At 38.0% G+C, this 17889-nt stretch carries 14 protein-coding genes; 8 read left to right on the top strand and 6 right to left on the bottom strand.

The annotated features are described in order from the left end of the window. Nucleotides 1-55: 55 nt before the first annotated feature. The 3 genes from aroA to gyrA all read right to left on the bottom strand — a co-directional run bounded on the left by aroA (nt 56) and on the right by gyrA (nt 5377). Nucleotides 56-1348: a 3-phosphoshikimate 1-carboxyvinyltransferase gene (gene aroA, locus J9318_RS08275; RefSeq protein ID WP_210562413.1), complete on the bottom strand. Its 1293-nt coding sequence runs from the start codon at nt 1346-1348 to the stop codon at nt 56-58. A 25-nt stretch (nt 1349-1373) separates the two neighbouring features. Further along, complete coding sequence (serC, locus tag J9318_RS08270) at nt 1374-2468, bottom strand: 3-phosphoserine/phosphohydroxythreonine transaminase (protein WP_210559473.1); 1095 nt, start codon at nt 2466-2468, stop codon at nt 1374-1376. A gap of 221 nt (nt 2469-2689) precedes the next feature. Beyond that, entirely contained in the window at nt 2690-5377 is a 2688-nt protein-coding gene (gyrA, locus tag J9318_RS08265; RefSeq protein WP_210559472.1) for a DNA topoisomerase (ATP-hydrolyzing) subunit A, read from the bottom strand. A 246-nt stretch (nt 5378-5623) separates the two neighbouring features. Between gyrA and ubiG the strand changes: the two genes are divergently transcribed. The 4 genes from ubiG (at nt 5624) to yfaE (ending at nt 10458) form a co-directional block, all read left to right on the top strand. After that, nucleotides 5624-6352 carry a bifunctional 2-polyprenyl-6-hydroxyphenol methylase/3-demethylubiquinol 3-O-methyltransferase UbiG gene (gene ubiG, locus J9318_RS08260; RefSeq protein ID WP_210559471.1) on the top strand — a complete coding sequence of 243 codons (729 nt, stop codon included), beginning with the start codon at nt 5624-5626 and terminating at the stop codon, nt 6350-6352. Nucleotides 6353-6678: 326 nt separating this feature from the next. Further along, entirely contained in the window at nt 6679-8994 is a 2316-nt protein-coding gene (nrdA, locus tag J9318_RS08255; RefSeq protein ID WP_210559470.1) for a class 1a ribonucleoside-diphosphate reductase subunit alpha, read from the top strand. A gap of 40 nt (nt 8995-9034) precedes the next feature. Then, nucleotides 9035-10165: a class Ia ribonucleoside-diphosphate reductase subunit beta gene (nrdB, locus tag J9318_RS08250; protein ID WP_210559469.1), complete on the top strand. Its 1131-nt coding sequence runs from the start codon at nt 9035-9037 to the stop codon at nt 10163-10165. 26 nt (nt 10166-10191) lie between these two features. Continuing rightward, nucleotides 10192-10458, top strand: a complete 267-nt coding sequence (gene yfaE, locus J9318_RS08245; RefSeq protein WP_210559468.1) for a class I ribonucleotide reductase maintenance protein YfaE — start codon at nt 10192-10194, stop codon at nt 10456-10458. 3 nt (nt 10459-10461) lie between these two features. Here yfaE and J9318_RS08240 read toward each other — a convergent pair whose 3' ends face one another. The 3 genes from J9318_RS08240 to J9318_RS08230 are packed head-to-tail and all read right to left on the bottom strand — an operon-like array spanning nt 10462 to nt 12538. Next, entirely contained in the window at nt 10462-11109 is a 648-nt protein-coding gene (locus tag J9318_RS08240) for a DUF2987 domain-containing protein (protein WP_210559467.1), read from the bottom strand. Nucleotides 11110-11112: 3 nt separating this feature from the next. Then, nucleotides 11113-11910 carry a glucosaminidase domain-containing protein gene (locus J9318_RS08235; protein WP_210559466.1) on the bottom strand — a complete coding sequence of 266 codons (798 nt, stop codon included), beginning with the start codon at nt 11908-11910 and terminating at the stop codon, nt 11113-11115. Between the two features lie 58 nt (nt 11911-11968). Beyond that, nucleotides 11969-12538: a hypothetical protein gene (locus tag J9318_RS08230; protein WP_210559465.1), complete on the bottom strand. Its 570-nt coding sequence runs from the start codon at nt 12536-12538 to the stop codon at nt 11969-11971. A 160-nt stretch (nt 12539-12698) separates the two neighbouring features. Here J9318_RS08230 and yfbR point away from each other — a divergent pair, with 160 nt between their 5' ends. From yfbR to ppnN, 4 genes are all read left to right on the top strand, one after another. Next, entirely contained in the window at nt 12699-13292 is a 594-nt protein-coding gene (gene yfbR, locus J9318_RS08225; RefSeq protein WP_210559464.1) for a 5'-deoxynucleotidase, read from the top strand. Nucleotides 13293-13303: 11 nt separating this feature from the next. Then, the gene (locus J9318_RS08220; RefSeq protein ID WP_210559463.1) at nt 13304-14626 is read left to right on the top strand and encodes an anti-phage deoxyguanosine triphosphatase; all 1323 of its coding nucleotides are present in this window, start codon (nt 13304-13306) and stop codon (nt 14624-14626) included. A gap of 352 nt (nt 14627-14978) precedes the next feature. Then, nucleotides 14979-16502 (top strand): GGDEF domain-containing protein, encoded by a 1524-nt coding sequence (locus J9318_RS08215; RefSeq protein WP_210559462.1) that lies wholly within the window; start codon nt 14979-14981, stop codon nt 16500-16502. Between the two features lie 10 nt (nt 16503-16512). Beyond that, on the top strand, nt 16513-17868 hold the full coding sequence (gene ppnN / locus J9318_RS08210; RefSeq protein WP_210559461.1) for a nucleotide 5'-monophosphate nucleosidase PpnN: 1356 nt from the start codon (nt 16513-16515) through the stop codon (nt 17866-17868). The last annotated feature ends 21 nt before the right edge of the window (nt 17869-17889 follow it).

The following is a 17889-nucleotide window of genomic DNA, read 5'->3' as shown; positions in this document are numbered from 1 at the left end:
TACTTGAATCTGAGTAAATTTAAATTAATTTAATTTTACCGGTCAGCCACTTTTATTACTTTATGATTAATTGTGTAAACCGTTCAAAATAATCCGGAAAAGTTTTACTCGTAACCTTAGGGTTATTAATAGTTACGCTATTTGCAGCAAACCCTAACAACGAAAAACACATAGCGATACGATGATCATCATAAGTGTCGATATCGGCATGTTGTATCGTTAACGGCGGAGTTATGGTTATAAAGTCGTGGCCTTCAACAACATCAGCCCCTACCTTTTTTAATTCGGTCGCCATTGCAAATAAACGATCTGTTTCTTTTACACGCCAATTATAGATATTCGAAATCGTGGTTGTACCCTTAGAAAATAAAGCTGTAGTGGCAATCGTCATCGCAGCGTCGGGGATATGATTCATGTCTTGGTTAACGGCGACTAAGTTTTTATTCGATGAAACTCGGATGTGATCATCAAAATAGGTAATTTCTGCGCCCATATCGGTTAGTACGTCAGCAAATCGAATATCACCCTGGACACTATTTTTCCCAACACCATACACATTAACTGGACCACCTGATATCGCACCGGCGGCCAAAAAGTAAGACGCTGAAGAGGCATCACCTTCTACCATGTATTTTTTTGGTGACACGTAGCATTGGTTGTCATCAATAACAAATTCCGAGAAATTATTATTTTTAACATGAACACCAAATGTACCTAAAATCGCTATTGTCAGATCGATATAAGGTTTAGAAACTAATTCCCCAATGATCTTAATAGTAACATTTACCTTAAGTAGTGGTGCTGCCATAAGTAGCGCAGTTAAAAATTGGCTTGAAACACTTCCGTCTATCTCTAAATCGACGGAACCGTCTAAGCACTTAACATATGGCGAAATAGCTAACGGTGGAAAACCGTGGTCGTTCATATATTTAACGTCTATGCCAAGTGGCTGCATAGCGTCAATTAAATGCTCAATTGGACGCTCAAACATACGTGGCTCACCCGCCAAGGTGGAAGATATATTGCTAACAGCTAATATTGCGGCTAATGGTCTCATAGCCGTTCCTGCATTACCTAAAAACAGCGGTGCGTCTGGTTGTCTAAATACACCACCATTACCAATAACAGTGCACTCTGTCTTATCGTCACTCAGTTTTGTTTTTACACCGAGATGTTCAAGTGCCACTAACATGTGCTTTATGTCATCGCTGTCTAATAAATTGGTAATGCGCGTTTCACCCTCACACAAGGCCGCCATTAACAATGCTCTATTTGATAAGCTTTTAGAGCCTGGTACGGTAACATCGCCTCGAAATTCTTTTATATGAGGCATAACTAATTGTTCAATAACTGCAGACATAATTTCCCTGAGACTAGGTATTTTCTGATTCGAATTTGTTCATGAAGTTTACCAAAGCTTGAACCCCTTCAATTGGCATAGCGTTGTATATGCTAGCGCGGATTCCACCGACACTTCTGTGGCCTTTTAATGCGAGAAGCCCAGCTTGCTCCGCTTGCTCTAAAAATTTACTTTCTAAATCAGTATTTTTTAGGAAAAAGGTAACATTCATTCTAGATCTGTTTTGCGCTGCTACTTTACTATAAAACAACTGCGAGTCATCAATTGCTTTGTATAACAGCGCTGCTTTTTCGATGTTTACTTTTTCTATTTCAGAAACACCGCCTTTGGCTATTAACCACTTGAATACCAAGTTTGCTAAATAAATGGCAAACGTAGGCGGTGTGTTAAACATACTTTCTTTTTCAGCGGTTAACGCATAATTAAAAATGGACGGAACATTATTTTGGCTTCGTTTTAGTAACGCGTTTTTAATGATTACAATGGTAAGTCCCGACGGACCAATGTTTTTTTGTGCACCAGCATAAATCAGGTCAAAATCATTAACATCAATAACACGAGATAAAATAGTCGATGACATATCGGCAACAACACATAAGTTACGCGATACTTTTTTTGGTGATTCGAATACTTCGATACCATCTACTGTCTCATTTGGACAATAATGAACAAAGTCTACTTCGTCATCTAATTGCCATTGTTCGACAGGGAGAACCGAATAAAGATTATTGTTATTTATGACCGGCTTTGTTTCTTTTATTTGCCCAAACTTCTCGGCTTCTTTAACTGCATCTGCAGACCAGGAACCAGTTGTGACATAATGGGCGCCATCACTGCTACCTTGCTTCAATAAGTTTAATGGTACTGCTGAAAATTGGCCTCGACCGCCACCATGCATAAATAAAACACTATAGTCTTCAGGGATATTGAGTAAACGTGTTAGGCCTTCGACCGCTTCGTTATAAACGTTAATAAACTCTTTGCTACGATGACTCATTTCCATTACTGAGCAACCCGTGTTACTCCAGTCGAGTAACTCAGCTTGCGCAATTTTCAAAACATCATCTGGAAGCTTTGCCGGACCCGCGCAAAAGTTATATTTAATCATAGTGTTCTCAAAAGAAATGAACGGAAAAGTTGAATAAAGACTCTAACTCTATGAAACCAATTTCTCAACTCAATTTTGTGGTGGTTTACATATAATTTCATAATCGAAATGGAACAGTCTCACCTTGTTGTTTTAACGCACTCAATTTTAATAAATATCTAAATGAAAAACAAAAAAGGCCCCTTTAAGGAGCCTTTTTATATAAATATTTAAGTAACTGTTTACACTTCGTCGTCTTCAGCTGCATCTTTTGAGTCGGCAGGAACATTTGAGGTGCCTTCGCCTTCTGATGAGTCAACCTTTGATTCCGTTGAATCTTGCTCTAGGTCTGCACCTTCAGCAATGATTGGATTTCCATCTTCGTCCAATTCAACTTCTTCTTCGATTTCTTCAATACGAGCTAGACCAACAACAAGTTCGCCTTCAATTGTTCGAATTAAACGAACGCCTTGTGTGTTTCGGCCAACAACAGAGACTTCTTCGACTCTTGTTCTAACTAAAGTGCCCTTATTACTGATGATCATTATTTCATGATTATCAGCAACTTGAGTTGCACCTACCACCAAGCCATTACGTTCACTAACTTTAATAGAAACAACGCCTTGAGTTGCTCGACTCTTAGCCGGGTACTCATGCTGTGGTGTACGTTTACCGAAGCCGTTTTCAGTAATGGTTAAGATGTTATCCTCATGGTTAGGGATAATAAGTGACACTACTTTCGCATCGTCTGTTAACTTAATGCCACGCACACCCGTTGCTGTACGTCCCATTCCACGAACTTGATTTTCATGGAAACGAACAACTTTACCGTTTTGAGAGAACAACATAATTTCGTCTTCACCATTAGTGATGTCAACGCCAATCAATTTATCGCCTTCATTCAAGTTTACGGCAATAATACCGTTTGAGCGAGGTCGAGAGTATTCTGTTAAGGCTGTTTTCTTAACGGTACCGTTGGCTGTCGCCATGAAGACAAACTTACCTTCTTCAAATTCACGTACAGGCAAAATAGCCGTAATTTTCTCATCTGTGTCTAACGGTAAAATATTTACAATTGGACGGCCACGAGATTGACGACTTGCTAGTGGTAATTGATAAACTTTTAACCAATACAAGCGACCAAAGTCAGAGAAACAAAGAATAGTATCGTGTGTATTTGCAATTAATAACTTCTCGATGAAATCTTCATCTTTCATTTTAGTTGCAGACTTACCTCTACCGCCACGGCGTTGAGCTTGATAGTCTGTTAACGGCTGATACTTGGTATAACCCTCATGAGAAAGTGTTACAACAACATCTTCTTCGTTAATTAGGTCTTCTAAATTAATATCATGTGACGCATCACGAATTTCTGTACAGCGTTCATCACCGTAAGTCGCACGTATTAACTCGATTTCTTCACGAATAACTTCCATTAAACGTGCTGGACTACCTAAAATCTCAAGTAATTCTGCTATTAGCTCTAAAAGCTCAGCATATTCACCAAGGATCTTTTCGTGTTCGAGACCGGTTAACTTATGAAGTCTAAGTTCTAAAATTGCTTGAGCTTGCTGTTCAGTCATAAAGTACTGACCGTCACGAATACCAAACTCATCTTCTAGCCACTCTGGACGCGCTGCATCATCACCTGCACGTTCTAACATGGCTGCAACAGAACCTAAGTTCCATCCACGAGAAGTTAAGCGAATTTTTGCTTCAGCTGGCGTTGGAGACGTCTTAATTAGCTCAATAATTTCGTCGATGTTTGCTAATGCAATGGCTAGAGCTTCAAGTATGTGTGCACGATCACGAGCTTTACGTAAGTCAAATACTGTTCTGCGAGTAACAACTTCACGTCTGTGCGACAAGAAGGCTTCAAGCATTTCTTTTAGGTTGAATATCTTTGGCTGACCATGGTCAAGCGCAACCATGTTAATACCAAACACGGTTTGCATTTGAGTCAATGCAAATAAGTGATTTAGAATTACTTCAGTCGGCTCACCACGTTTAAGTTCAATAACGATACGCATACCGTCTTTATCAGACTCGTCACGAAGTGCAGAAATGCCCTCTAGCTTTTTATCTTTTACTAATTCAGCAATTTTTTCAATTAAGCGGGCTTTGTTAACTTGATAAGGTATTTCGTTAACAATGATTGTATCTTTACCCGTTTTTTCATCCGTTTCGATTTCTGTTTTAGCGCGAATATAAACTTTACCACGACCGGTACGGTATGCTTCTTCAATGCCTTTACGGCCATTAATAATAGCACCCGTTGGGAAATCAGGGCCTGGAATATGAGTCATCAACTCTTCTAGGTCCATGTCAGGGTTATGTGATAAGGCTAAAGTAGCATCAACAACTTCACGTAATGAGTGTGGAGGAATGTTTGTTGCCATACCAACAGCGATACCAGACGAACCATTGATCAGTAAGTTAGGAACCTTGGTTGGTAACACCGCTGGAATAAATTCGGTACCATCATAGTTTGGAACAAAATCAACTGTCTCTTTTTCTAAGTCAGCTAATAGCTCGTGAGCTAGTTTTTCCATACGTACTTCGGTATAACGCATGGCAGCCGCTGAATCACCGTCAATTGAACCAAAGTTACCCTGGCCATCAACTAATGTATAACGTAAAGAGAAAGGCTGAGCCATACGTACAATTGTATCGTATACGGCGCTGTCACCATGTGGATGGTATTTACCAATTACATCACCTACTACACGAGCAGATTTTTTGTAAGGCTTGTTCCAGTCATTGCGCAATTCATTCATTGCGAATAATACACGTCGATGTACTGGTTTTAATCCATCACGAACATCTGGTAATGCACGACCTACAATTACGCTCATCGCATAATCTAGGTAACTGGTTTTTAATTCTTCTTCAATATTAATCGGGCTAATATTGTTGGCAAGATCTGTCATAAACGCACTGTTCCCTGCAACTACTTTAATGAAGTTTTATTGTTATAAAGTCAGCTCGCGATTGTAACACAATGACGATAACTGGCTAGTTTAAATTAGTAATTTGTCCGACATCTAATTAAACATCAATCTATAACTTTTTTATACAAAAACAAAATTTTTCTACTTCAAAGATCCTTGATCCATCTTTATAATAAATTTTAGTTGTGTCATCTTACCCTGGTGGCGATAAATTAATGGATCAAAATGAAGCCTGAACAGAATCCTCAAAATGTAACTAATGTTGATGATAGTGAAATCAATAAGTTTAACTCTATAGCAGCGGCTTGGTGGGATAAAGAAGGAGACTTTAAACCTCTACATTTATTGAACCCTACTCGTGTTGCATATATCCAAGAAAAAACAAATGGTGTCGACCAACAAGTTGTTTTAGATATTGGTTGCGGTGGTGGTATTTTTGCTGAGCAATTGGCTAAGTTAGGTGCTGATGTCACTGGTATCGATCTCGCTGATGACTCGCTAAATGTTGCCCGACTTCATGCTATGGAATCTAAAATAGCGAATGTAGAGTATATAAAAGCTAGCGCAGAACAATTCGCAAATGAATACCCAGACAAGTATGACATAGTTACCTGTCTGGAAATGCTCGAACATGTACCTGATCCCGAGTCTGTTGTCCGTGCGGCGATTACATTATGTAAGCCTGGAGGAAAGGTATTTTTCTCAACGCTTGATAAAACATTAAAGAGTTATTTATTAGCGATTATTGCCGCAGAAAAGTTATTAAAAATCGTTCCTGACGGAACGCATGACTTTGATAAGTTTATAAAACCAGCCCAACTCATTGGATGGGCTGAACGGCATGGTGTAAAGGTAAAAGAAGCAGTAGGTGTACATTTTAATCCGTTTACCGAGCAGTTTAAGATTAAACCTGGAGTAGATGTAAACTATTTAATCTACTGTGAAAAACTGTAACTAAAGTGGGCTCGTTTTGAGCCCTTTTTTATGAATTTTTTCGAATAAAAAAAAAGATCTTTTTTTAGTTTTTAACTAGATTTTTTCTGTCGGTATTTGACAGTAATTGTCATAGCGTTAGGGAACACTTACCCTGTAAAAAAGTGGCTATATTTACCACAACATTTAGGGTTGCATTGAGACTCAACACACTCTATCTTGTGGCACTGTAATAATTAAAACACTATATGATGTGTTTTTATCCAATGGGTAAAATAATTGGTTAATGTTAATACGATTAGCATAATCCGTGCGCATACAATAAAAATAAAGGACAAGCAGGCCAGATGAATACCAGCCTTTCTGTTAGCAAACGAGACGGTTCTAAAGAACCTCTCGACTTAGATAAAATCCATAGAGTCATTACTTGGGCCGCTAAAGGTCTAGATAATGTATCTGTATCTGAAGTTGAAATTCGCTCTCATATACAATTTTATGACGGCATTAAAACAGAAGACATCCATGAAACTATTATCAAAGCAGCCGCAGATCTGATTTCAGAAACCAGCCCTGACTATCAATATATGTCAGCGCGTTTAGCTGTGTTTCATCTACGTAAAAAAGCGTATGGTCAGTTTGAGCCACCTCGTTTGTACGATCATGTTAAAAAGATGGTTGCAGATAAGCGTTATGACGAGCATTTGCTCGCAGACTTTACCGAAGCAGAATTCGATGCGATGGACGAGTTTATGGTCCATAACCGCGATCTTGATTTTAGCTATGCAGCGGTAAAACAACTAGAAGGGAAATACTTAGTTCAAAACCGAGTTACCGGTGAAATTTATGAAAGTGCACAGTTCCTATATGTCCTTGTAGCAGCTTGCCTTTTTGCTAAGTATCCAGCAGACACTCGATTAGATTACATTCGTCGTTTTTATGATGCTGCTTCACAGTTTAAAATTTCTTTACCAACACCGATTATGTCTGGTGTGCGCACACCAACTCGTCAATTTAGCTCGTGTGTTCTAATTGAAGCTGGCGATAATTTGGACTCAATTAACGCAACGTCGTCCGCTATAGTAAAGTATGTAAGCCAACGCGCTGGTATTGGTATCAATGCTGGTCGTATTAGAGCCCTAGGTAGCTCTATTAGAAACGGCGAGGCTTTCCATACAGGCTGTATCCCTTTTTACAAACATTTTCAAACAGCCGTTAAAAGTTGTTCGCAAGGTGGTGTACGTGGTGGTGCCGCTACCCTATTCTATCCACTTTGGCACTTAGAAGTAGAGTCTCTTTTAGTACTTAAAAACAACCGCGGTGTTGAAGAAAACCGAGTTCGCCACTTAGATTACGGCGTACAGTTTAACCGCACTATGTATTCTCGTTTGATTAAAGATGATTACATTACGTTGTTCAGTCCATCTGATGTTCCTGGCTTATACGATGCTTACTTCGAAGACCAGGACAAGTTCGAAGAGTTATATGTAAAATACGAAAACGATGAAAGTATTCGTAAGAAACGTATAAAAGCTATTGAGTTATTTAGCTTGTTCCTAAACGAACGTGCTAGCACAGGCCGTATTTATTTACAGAACGTCGATCACTGTAATACACACAGTCCTTTTAATCCTAAATTAGCGCCAGTTAGACAAAGTAACCTTTGTTTAGAAATCGCATTGCCAACTAAACCGCTTCAGCACATTAATGATGAAGAAGGTGAGATTGCCTTGTGTACACTGTCTGCATTTAACTTAGGAGCCATTGACTCTTTAGATGAATTAGAAGAGTTGGCAGAACTTGCTGTTCGTGCTTTAGATAACTTACTTGATTATCAAGATTACCCAGTAATTGCTGCTAAAAATGCAACTATGGGTCGTCGTACTCTAGGTATAGGCGTTATTAATATGGCCTACTACCTAGCCAAGAATGGTGCTAAGTATTCGGATGGTTCTGGCAACAACCTTACGCACAGAACCTTTGAAGCCATTCAGTATTACCTATTAAAAGCATCGAATGTTTTAGCAAAAGAGCAAGGGGCTTGTCCTAAGTTTAATGAGACCACCTATTCTCAAGGTATCTTACCAATAGATACTTATAAAAAAGCAGTAGATGAGTTTTGTGATGAGCCTTTACATTTAGATTGGGAAGGCTTGCGCGCAGACATGGTTAAGTATGGTTTACGTAATTCTACACTTTCTGCATTGATGCCTTCTGAAACTTCATCACAGATTTCAAATGCTACTAATGGTATTGAGCCACCGCGTGGTTTGATTTCTATAAAAGCAAGTAAAGACGGTATTCTTAAGCAAGTAGTACCAGAAATTGCTACATTACGTGACCAATATGAATTGTTGTGGAGCCTAGAAAATAACACTGGTTATTTGCAGCTTGTCGGTATTATGCAGAAGTTTATTGACCAAACGATATCTGCAAACACAAATTATGATCCAAGCAATTACCCTGATCATAGAGTGCCTATGCAGCAGTTATTGAAAGACTTGTTGATGGCTTATAAATATGGCGTAAAAACACTTTACTACCATAACACTCGTGACCAAGCTGGTACGGTAACTGATGGTGGCAAAACAAAATCGGTAGAGCCTCCAACAACAGTTGTAATTGAAGACGATGAAGACTGTGAAGGCGGTGCGTGTAAAATTTAATTACACGCCATTCATAACCTAATTAAATAGAGTAAAGATAATGCGTTATACCACTTTTAATCAAAAAGATGTTAATCCACTAGAGCAGCCGATGTTTTTTGGCGAAACGGTCAACGTTGCTCGTTACGACCAGCAACGTCATTCCATTTTCGAGAAGCTAATTGAAAAACAACTTTCTTTTTTCTGGCGTCCAGAAGAGATTGACGTAAGTCGTGACAGAGCCGATTTCCAGTCTATGACAGAAAGTGAAAAACATATCTTTATTTCTAATTTAAAGTATCAAACGCTGTTAGATTCTGTTCAAGGTCGAAGCCCTAACGTAGCTCTTTTACCAATAACGTCTTTACCAGAATTAGAAACTTGGATTGAAACATGGTCTTTTAGTGAAACTATTCACTCACGTTCATATACACACATCCTTCGAAATTTGTTTAACGACCCTAGCCCGATCTTTGATGATATAGTTAGAAATGAAGAGATACTCAAGCGTGCTACTGATATATCTCAATATTACGATGATTTAATATTTCACACACAGTTATTTCAAACACTAGGTGAAGGCAAGCATACTATTGAAGGCGTTGAGTATAATGTTACAACTCGCGAATTAAAGAAAAAGCTTTATCTTGCTGTAAATTCTATTAATGCGCTTGAAGCTATCCGTTTTTACGTAAGCTTTGCTTGTACTTTTGCATTCGCAGAACGTGAAATCATGGAAGGCAACTCAAAAATTATTCGCTTGATCGCGCGTGACGAAAACCTTCATTTAACCTCTACGCAACACATCATTAACTTGTGGGCTGATGGGCAAGACGATCCAGAAATGCAAGAAATCAGTGTTGAGTGTTTTGCTGAAGCACAGCAAATCTTCCTTAAAGCAGTTGAGCAAGAAAAAGAATGGGCGACTTACCTATTTAAAGATGGCTCAATGATAGGTTTAAATGAAGAGATTCTTTGTCAGTATGTTGAATACATCGCAAATCATCGTATGGCCGCTATTGGTATGCCGACTATGTTTGATGTAAAAAGCAACCCATTGCCATGGATGAATAAATACTTAGAATCAGATAACGTACAAGTTGCTCCACAAGAAGCTGAAATTAGCTCTTACTTGGTGGGTCAAATCGACTCTGAAGTAAACGCGGCAGCGTTTGACGGTTTTGAATTGTAATTGAGTCATCAATTACAATTCTTTATATGGCAAAAGTTCATGTAACTCGAAGTGACAAAGCTGATACTGATTTTGAGTATACAAGCTCAGATAAAACGTTGCTCGATTCATTACAGTCTAATGGCGTAGACATGCTGTATCATTGCCGAGAAGGTTTTTGTGGCGCTTGTAGATGTAAGTTGAAAAGTGGTTCAGTTGAATATTTAAATGAACCACTGGCCTTTGTTCGCAAAGGTGAGATCTTGACTTGCTGTAGTCAACCTAATGAAGATATAGAAATAGAGCTTTTGTAAGCTCTATTTTTTTATGTAAGGTACTACTTTATTGGGTCTTTCATTAAAGCGTACTTTCTTAGAAGGGTCGGTCATTTCTATTTTGGTGATCGTACAACCTAAATCATTGCAAACGCCTACGCCTGGGGTTTGAATTTGCAGCTTGGTACCTGCTTTCCCAAGAAACGTAAGACCGACAACGTCAGGCGCTAAAAAAGACATCATACCAGTTTGCTTTTTTAATGCTTCATCAAATGTGTTTGTCATATTATGAATTTGTTGACCAGACACTTCTTCACCAAAAAGCAACACACTTTCTAAGCGCATATCTAAACCACAATTATCATCATTCTTTTTATTAATAACAACCTGTGCCTTATCTAAATCAAACTGCTTATCAAAAGGAAGAATGACCTCTCCATCTTCATAGAAGTAAACATCTAATGACTTTAGTTTGGTTTTTAGTTTTACCGAATTGATTTCACACGGTTGGCCACTTGTCATCTCTTTGAGATAAAAAGCTAGTTTCACATTCTGAAACTCAGGTTTATCTAGTTTTTCTATTCGGTCAAAAAAACCATCATAACTTAGAGATAAAAACTTATTATTAGCTGCTGCTACCGGAACAACTAGAACCAATAGCAATAGTGTGCTGATTAAGGTTTTGTTCATGAATTAATCTATATACTTATTGTTAACACGGATCATTGTTTGTATTTCTTCAACATAAGCTTCGCGCCTAATAGAATACTTTAATAAACCCGTTGCTAAGATTGACGGGTCTAACTCTTCTTGTTGATTTCGTTGTTGCTCTCGTACAGTACGTAAAGAAACATAAGCATGGCCCGTGTTAAGGTTATTAAAATAACTACGTATTGATGCTATCGGATGCTTAAACAGGCGCACTTCATAAGTTTTCCCTTCTGGGCGACCTGTTGGTATAACACCACAACCTTTCTTAAAGCACCATTGGCCAAAAAGATTATTTGCCTCTAACGCAAATCTTGACGTTCCCCATGCACTCTCATTTGCAGCCTGCATTAATACTAACGCTACGGGTAACGTATCGGCTCTACGCAATAAACGTTTTTTCATTTCAGCAAATGGTAGATCACTAGAAACGTCATAACGTTTTAATATTTTTGCTAGTCTAGCTTTTTCGTTTTTGGATACCGGCATCTTATCCAAGTTCAAAATAAAATCACGTTGCTGCTCTATTTCGTAATTAACTTGCTCTACGAGAGGCTGTAAGTACGAGAAAAATGCCTTTTTCTTTTCTCGAACATCACTAATTGCTGAAAAGTCCGGTAAATGTTCATTTTCGTAAACGATATTGGTCTCTGCCACGATTTCATCTTGTTGGTCTTCATCAACCTTATCAGGATGATTAAAGAATGGATAAGCCGCTAATGTAGAAACTATAAATATTGTTAGTAAACGACTGACCAGATTAGACTTTGAAGGATTGTGCATAAACACCTAAAATATTATCAAATTATTTATTAATATTTTAGCATAGCAATTAAGCGCGTTATACCTTAACTTTATCCCAGTAAACGTGGCTACCGCTTAGGTTAGATATCGCGCTTGTTAGCGACGAAAACAAAGTTATTTTATCGTCACTATTTGTTATACATTGGTATACAAAGTTATGACAATTATTCTCTGCTAAATCATATTCATTATATGTAAACACGCGCTTAACTGCCCTATCGGCTAATCCCTCAAACTGAATTGATTGACCAGTTTTATCATTGGCAACGTAAATGTGATTTCCCGAACGCTCTTTTAAAAAGCGCTCAGCTGACACGGCCTTTACCAGTCCTGAATTGCTAAATTCTATTATAGTGTCTCGGTCGATCCATACACCGGTGTGATCTAATGCATTAAATACTTCACAGCACACTACACTTCCCGGAGCAGGTTCTTTACTGTAGTTTCCGCTACAATAGCTTGATGGCATTTTAACAGTACGCGGGTGATTTAAATCATGGTCACCTTGTGAACGTTGATCATCAAGTCGGCGATAATACTTTTTAGCATTTTCGTTAGCTAATGCTGTACCAATGACTGTCGCCAACGCTATTAGAGGTAAAGGCATAAAATACTCTTTGGTTAATTTACAAACACACTTACGTATACAATGTCACATGTGTTTAATTATAGATGTATTTTTGTGCAACAAAATGTAACTAATGACAATCGAACTGAAAATAAAATACTGCTATGCTTGTCTCATATTTATAAGAAGAAGTTAAGTTATGGAAAAAAGTCACTTTTTTGCGAACATGTCACGATTAAAACTCATTTTTAGATGGCCATTAATGAGAACCGTGACACCGGAGAATGTTCAAGAGCATAGTCATCAAGTTGCGACTGTTGCACATATGTTAGCAATAATAAAAAACAAGAAGTTTGGCGGCAATCTCGATCCTTATCAAGTGGCCGTTGTCGCTTTGTACCATGACGCTAGCGAGGTTTTAACGGGCGATCTTCCAAGTCCTATTAAATACCACAACGAGGAAATAGCTCGCGCATACAAGAAAATAGAAAACATTGCTGAGCAGTCACTCATATCCATGCTACCTGAAGAATTTCAAGAAGAGTTTCTACCATTAATTGATCATCACAAAATACCAGAAGACGTCGCATTTATAGTAAAGTCTGCTGATGTAGTATGTGGCTATATCAAAGCAATTGAAGAAATAGCCGCTGGAAATCACGAATTTGAAAAAGCAAAAAAAAATATAGAGAAGTCATTAGAGAAATATCAAACTGAAGAATTACGTTATTTTATCGACGTTTTTTTACCTAGTTTTTCACTCAGCTTTGATGAAATATCTCAACCCTTGTAATGAGTAAACAAATGAAAGCTTGGACCGAACGACGCTCACATAACAACAACGTAAGACCAAACGATCACCGCGAGCCTTATCAAAGAGACAAAGCTCGAATTTTACATTCTGCTGCTTTTCGCAGGTTACAAGCCAAAACTCAAATTGTGGGCGTCGGGCAAGATGATTTTTACCGAACTCGCCTCACCCACTCACTAGAAGTTGCACAAATTGGCACTGGCCTACTGGCGCAATTAAAACAAAGTAAACAAGTCATAGCTAACGCTACTTTACAAAACATCTTACCCCCCGACGCATTAGTAGAATCAATTTGTCTTGCTCATGATATTGGTCATCCACCCTTTGGGCACGGCGGTGAAATTGCTCTAAATTATATGATGTTTGACGCTGGAGGCTTTGAAGCTAACGGGCAAACACTAAGAATAGTTTCTAAGCTAGAACCGTATACTGAACATCATGGCATGGACCTGACTCGTAGAACCGTTTTAGGCCTTATAAAATATCCTCAATTTATAAGCAGTAACGTAAACTTTAACCATAATAATGATAAGTCCATTCCATTTTTGAATACCAGTCTATGGAAGCCAACTAAAGGCCTATTTAGCGCCGATCAAGATGTAGCAGACTGGGTATTTTCGCTTTTAAATGACAAAGATAAAAACTTGTTTTGCACAACCAGTAACATTTCAAAAACCAAAGAAACCCCTTATCAACAAAAGAAAACTATTTATAAATCTTTTGACTCGTCCTTAATGGAAACGGCCGATGATATTGCTTATGCCGTGCATGATTTAGAAGATGCTATCGTGCTTGAAAATGTTCAACAACATCAATGGGAAACGGACGTTTTATATGAACTGAAAACGATTGATAATCCATGGGCAAAAAAGCATGCTGAACAATTAACAAACATGCTGTTTAGCGGTACACCGTCTATGAGGAAAAATGCTATTGGCGCTTTAGTTAATCATTTAATTACCAGCATCGAAATAAAACAAGTATCAGAAGACTTTATCGATCCTTTACTTAAATACAACGTCGCGTTAAATGAAATGGCAGAGCCAATTTTACAACTATTAAAACGATTTGTTTTTAACAATGTTATTCAGACACCTGCAATTCAGCAAGCTGAGTTTAAAGGCCAACAAATGTTGGTTAAGCTGTTTTTAGCGTTTCTTTCTGATCCGCAACGTCTCTTACCTTCTGCCACCTTAGTTCGTTTTGAACAGTTAAATTCGCAAACAGAGCAACGTCGAGAGATCTGCGATTATCTAGCAAACATGTCAGACAGCCAAGCGATAAGGTTGTACAACACTATGTTTGCATCCTCTTAATGTAGATGGTTATTGGCTATTTGATCTGTATATACTGACGAGGCAACCAATTTCTGTAATTCGAGTTGTAATCATACAAAACAGCTTTCATTAATTGGTGTTGTGGTTTATATTTGAACATATAAGCCTAAATTGCTATTTATGGAGAGTCATTATGAACGACGAGTACAAACAAGAGCCGAACTGGTTGCCTTATTATCTGTTAAAATAAGATACTTGTTACAGTAAGTTATCTAGACAAATAAGCTGTACGACCAATAGAAAAAGTCATGTTACATGGCTTTTTTTTTTATTTACAATTATAGTTACTCCATATCCCAAATATTAAAACTCACCTATTACAAGCGACTATATGAGTACTAAATCAAATTCAGAAGTGACCAAACTTCTTGATGTAAACGCTTCGCTCGATAAAAACCTCACTGAGTCCTTTAAACTTGTTGAGCGATTCGGGACTTTGCTTAAAGGGAACCAAAAAGAGCTTGATCATAAATTAGCTGGTTTAAGAAAAGCTATAAAACAAACCTCAACGGGCGATGACTTAAGTTTACACATAACTTCTGTTAATCAGAGCTTAAAAGGGTTTGAGTCGGAGTTTTCCACGTGTCTACGTAATATCAAACAAGACATGTTAGATATTGGCGAATCATTACAATCGATAAAAGGTATGGACGCCGACCTGCGCCGCAACCTAAGAATGGTTTTAAATAAAATTAAAGCAACCGACTCCAGCATCCTTACAGAGATACAGCCAAATATAACAAAGCTTGTTAAAATATTAATTTCTATTAACGCCCCAGGTTCAAATTCCAAAATTAGTAAACCAGAAACCACCGGCTTGAGTAATAACATGATAGAGAGGTTAATATCTGGTTTAGTTCAGCTGTCTCAAAAGGATGTTATTAAGCCCAGCCTTGATTCATTCAGCGATAGAATACGTATTTCTAATAGTGATGAACAAAAGTTAGATATTTGCCTTGGTTTTTTCGAAGATGTCGTTGGACGATTCAGTGAAGAGTTTACTCAGACGCAATCATTAATTGTTAATATTAATAAAGCATTAGCAGATGTACACACTACTTTAATTGAGTCGCTTAAGAGTTCAAAGGGTTATGATAAGCAATTACGGGCACTTAACTCACAAATAGACAAACAGATAAAAGAGCTCTCGGAAAGCACGAGCACAGCGACGTCGTTAAACGAGCTACAGGTTGTAATAGACAAAAAACTTTCTGTAATAAATACGTCTATTAAAAAGCGAGATGACATAGAACAACAGCGTTCTGATAAATTACAGAAGTCTTTAAATGCAATGGAAGCAAAGTTAGGCGGATTAGAGCAGCGGACTGACTACTACAGGAACAAGTGGTTGGAAGAAAAGGTAAGAAACGGTATAGATACTTTAACTGGCTTACCAAACAGAGGCGCATACGACAACCGTATACAAGAGGAATACCAACGTTGGTTAAGACAACCTCAGCCTTTGACTATTGCTGTTATTGATATTGATCATTTTAAAAAAATAAACGACAACTACGGGCACAGTGTCGGTGATAAAACACTTAAAATTGTGGCTAACACATTGCAAAAAAACTTACGGAAAACTGATTTCTTAGCCCGTTATGGCGGCGAAGAGTTTGTTGTCATAATGATTAACAGCGATCCGAACAAAGTGGCAGGACCACTAGAAAAATTACGAATGGCGGTTGAAAAAATACCATTTAAAGTTAAAGATACGCCATTAAATATTACAATATCTATTGGATTTACCGCATTTTTAGCGGCTGACAATGTACATACCGCTTTTGACCGAGCGGACAAAGCCTTATACGAAGCCAAACATTCTGGACGTAATAAGGTTTGTTATAAAAAATAAAGGAGTAGTTATGCGGATAGTATTAAGCCCGCTCGATGGAATGAATTTATTGTCTCAAATCGAGGTAAAACAATTAGAGAAGTCGTCAAACAGTGATTTATATAGACTTTTTAGAAGTTGTGCCCTTGCAGTATTGAATGTAGGCAGCGAAACAGATGATAGCGCTGAAATCTATAATAAATATAAAGACTTTGATATTCATTTAATTTCAAAAGAACGTGGAATAAAGATTGAATTAATCAATCCACCTGAATCAGCATTTGTTGACGGCAAAATAATTGTCGGTATTCAAGAACACTTACAAGCTGTAATACGAGATATTTTATTTAACGCCAACAAATATCAGCACCAACCTGCCCTGAATATTCCAGAGCATAAGCAAATAACAAATAATGTTTTTGACATGCTTAGAAATGCGGGTGTAGTGCAACCTATTGACGCGCCGAACCTTGTCGTTTGTTGGGGTGGGCACTCAATCGGCCCAGAGGAATATGACTATACAAAAGAAGTTGGTTATCAACTTGGACTCCGTGGATTAAATATATGTACGGGTTGTGGCCCAGGCGCTATGAAGGGGCCAATGAAAGGTGCCGCGTTAGCCCATTCCAAACAGCGTATTAAAAACGGTCGCTACTTAGGATTGACTGAGCCTAGTATCATCGCTGCGGAAGCACCAAACCCAATTGTAAATGAATTAGTGATTTTACCTGATATCGAAAAGCGCTTAGAAGCCTTTGTTCGCGTAGCTCACTCAATCGTTATATTTCCTGGTGGTGCAGGAACAGCCGAAGAATTGTTATACATTGTTGGATTAATGTTAAATCCTGAAAATGAACAACAGATATTACCTATTATTTTAACTGGACCTAAATCATCAATTGCATATTTTGAAGAAATTGCTGACTTTGTTGAAAGTGTGTTAGGTAAAAAGGCTAGAGATTTACTTACAATCATTCCGAATGATGCAATTGAAGTAGCGTCTTTGATTAAATCTAAGATGGAACCGCTTAGAATTCACAGAAAGACTATTGGTGATGCCTACCAATTCAATTGGACATTAAAAATTCCTGAGCCTTTCCAGCAGAGCTTTGATCCTACGCACGAGAATATGGCGCGTTTAAATTTACACTTAGACCAACCAGTAGAGTCATTGGCGGCAAATTTACGCCGAGCTTTTTCTGGTATCGTTGCCGGAAATATTAAAGAAGAAGGTCTGCTGTCTGTAAAAGAGCATGGTCCGTTTGAACTTTCGGGTGATAATGTTCTTATGGAAAAGATGGACAAACTTCTAGAAGCGTTTGTTAAACAAGGTCGAATGAAGTTACCTGGTTCACACTATGAACCTTGTTATAAAATTAAAACTTAAAACAACAAATTTTTACAAAGT

The organism is Psychrosphaera aestuarii (assembly GCF_017948405.1).
Lineage (GTDB): Bacteria > Pseudomonadota > Gammaproteobacteria > Enterobacterales > Alteromonadaceae > Psychrosphaera > Psychrosphaera aestuarii.
This window is presented reverse-complemented; position numbering and strand designations above follow the sequence as displayed.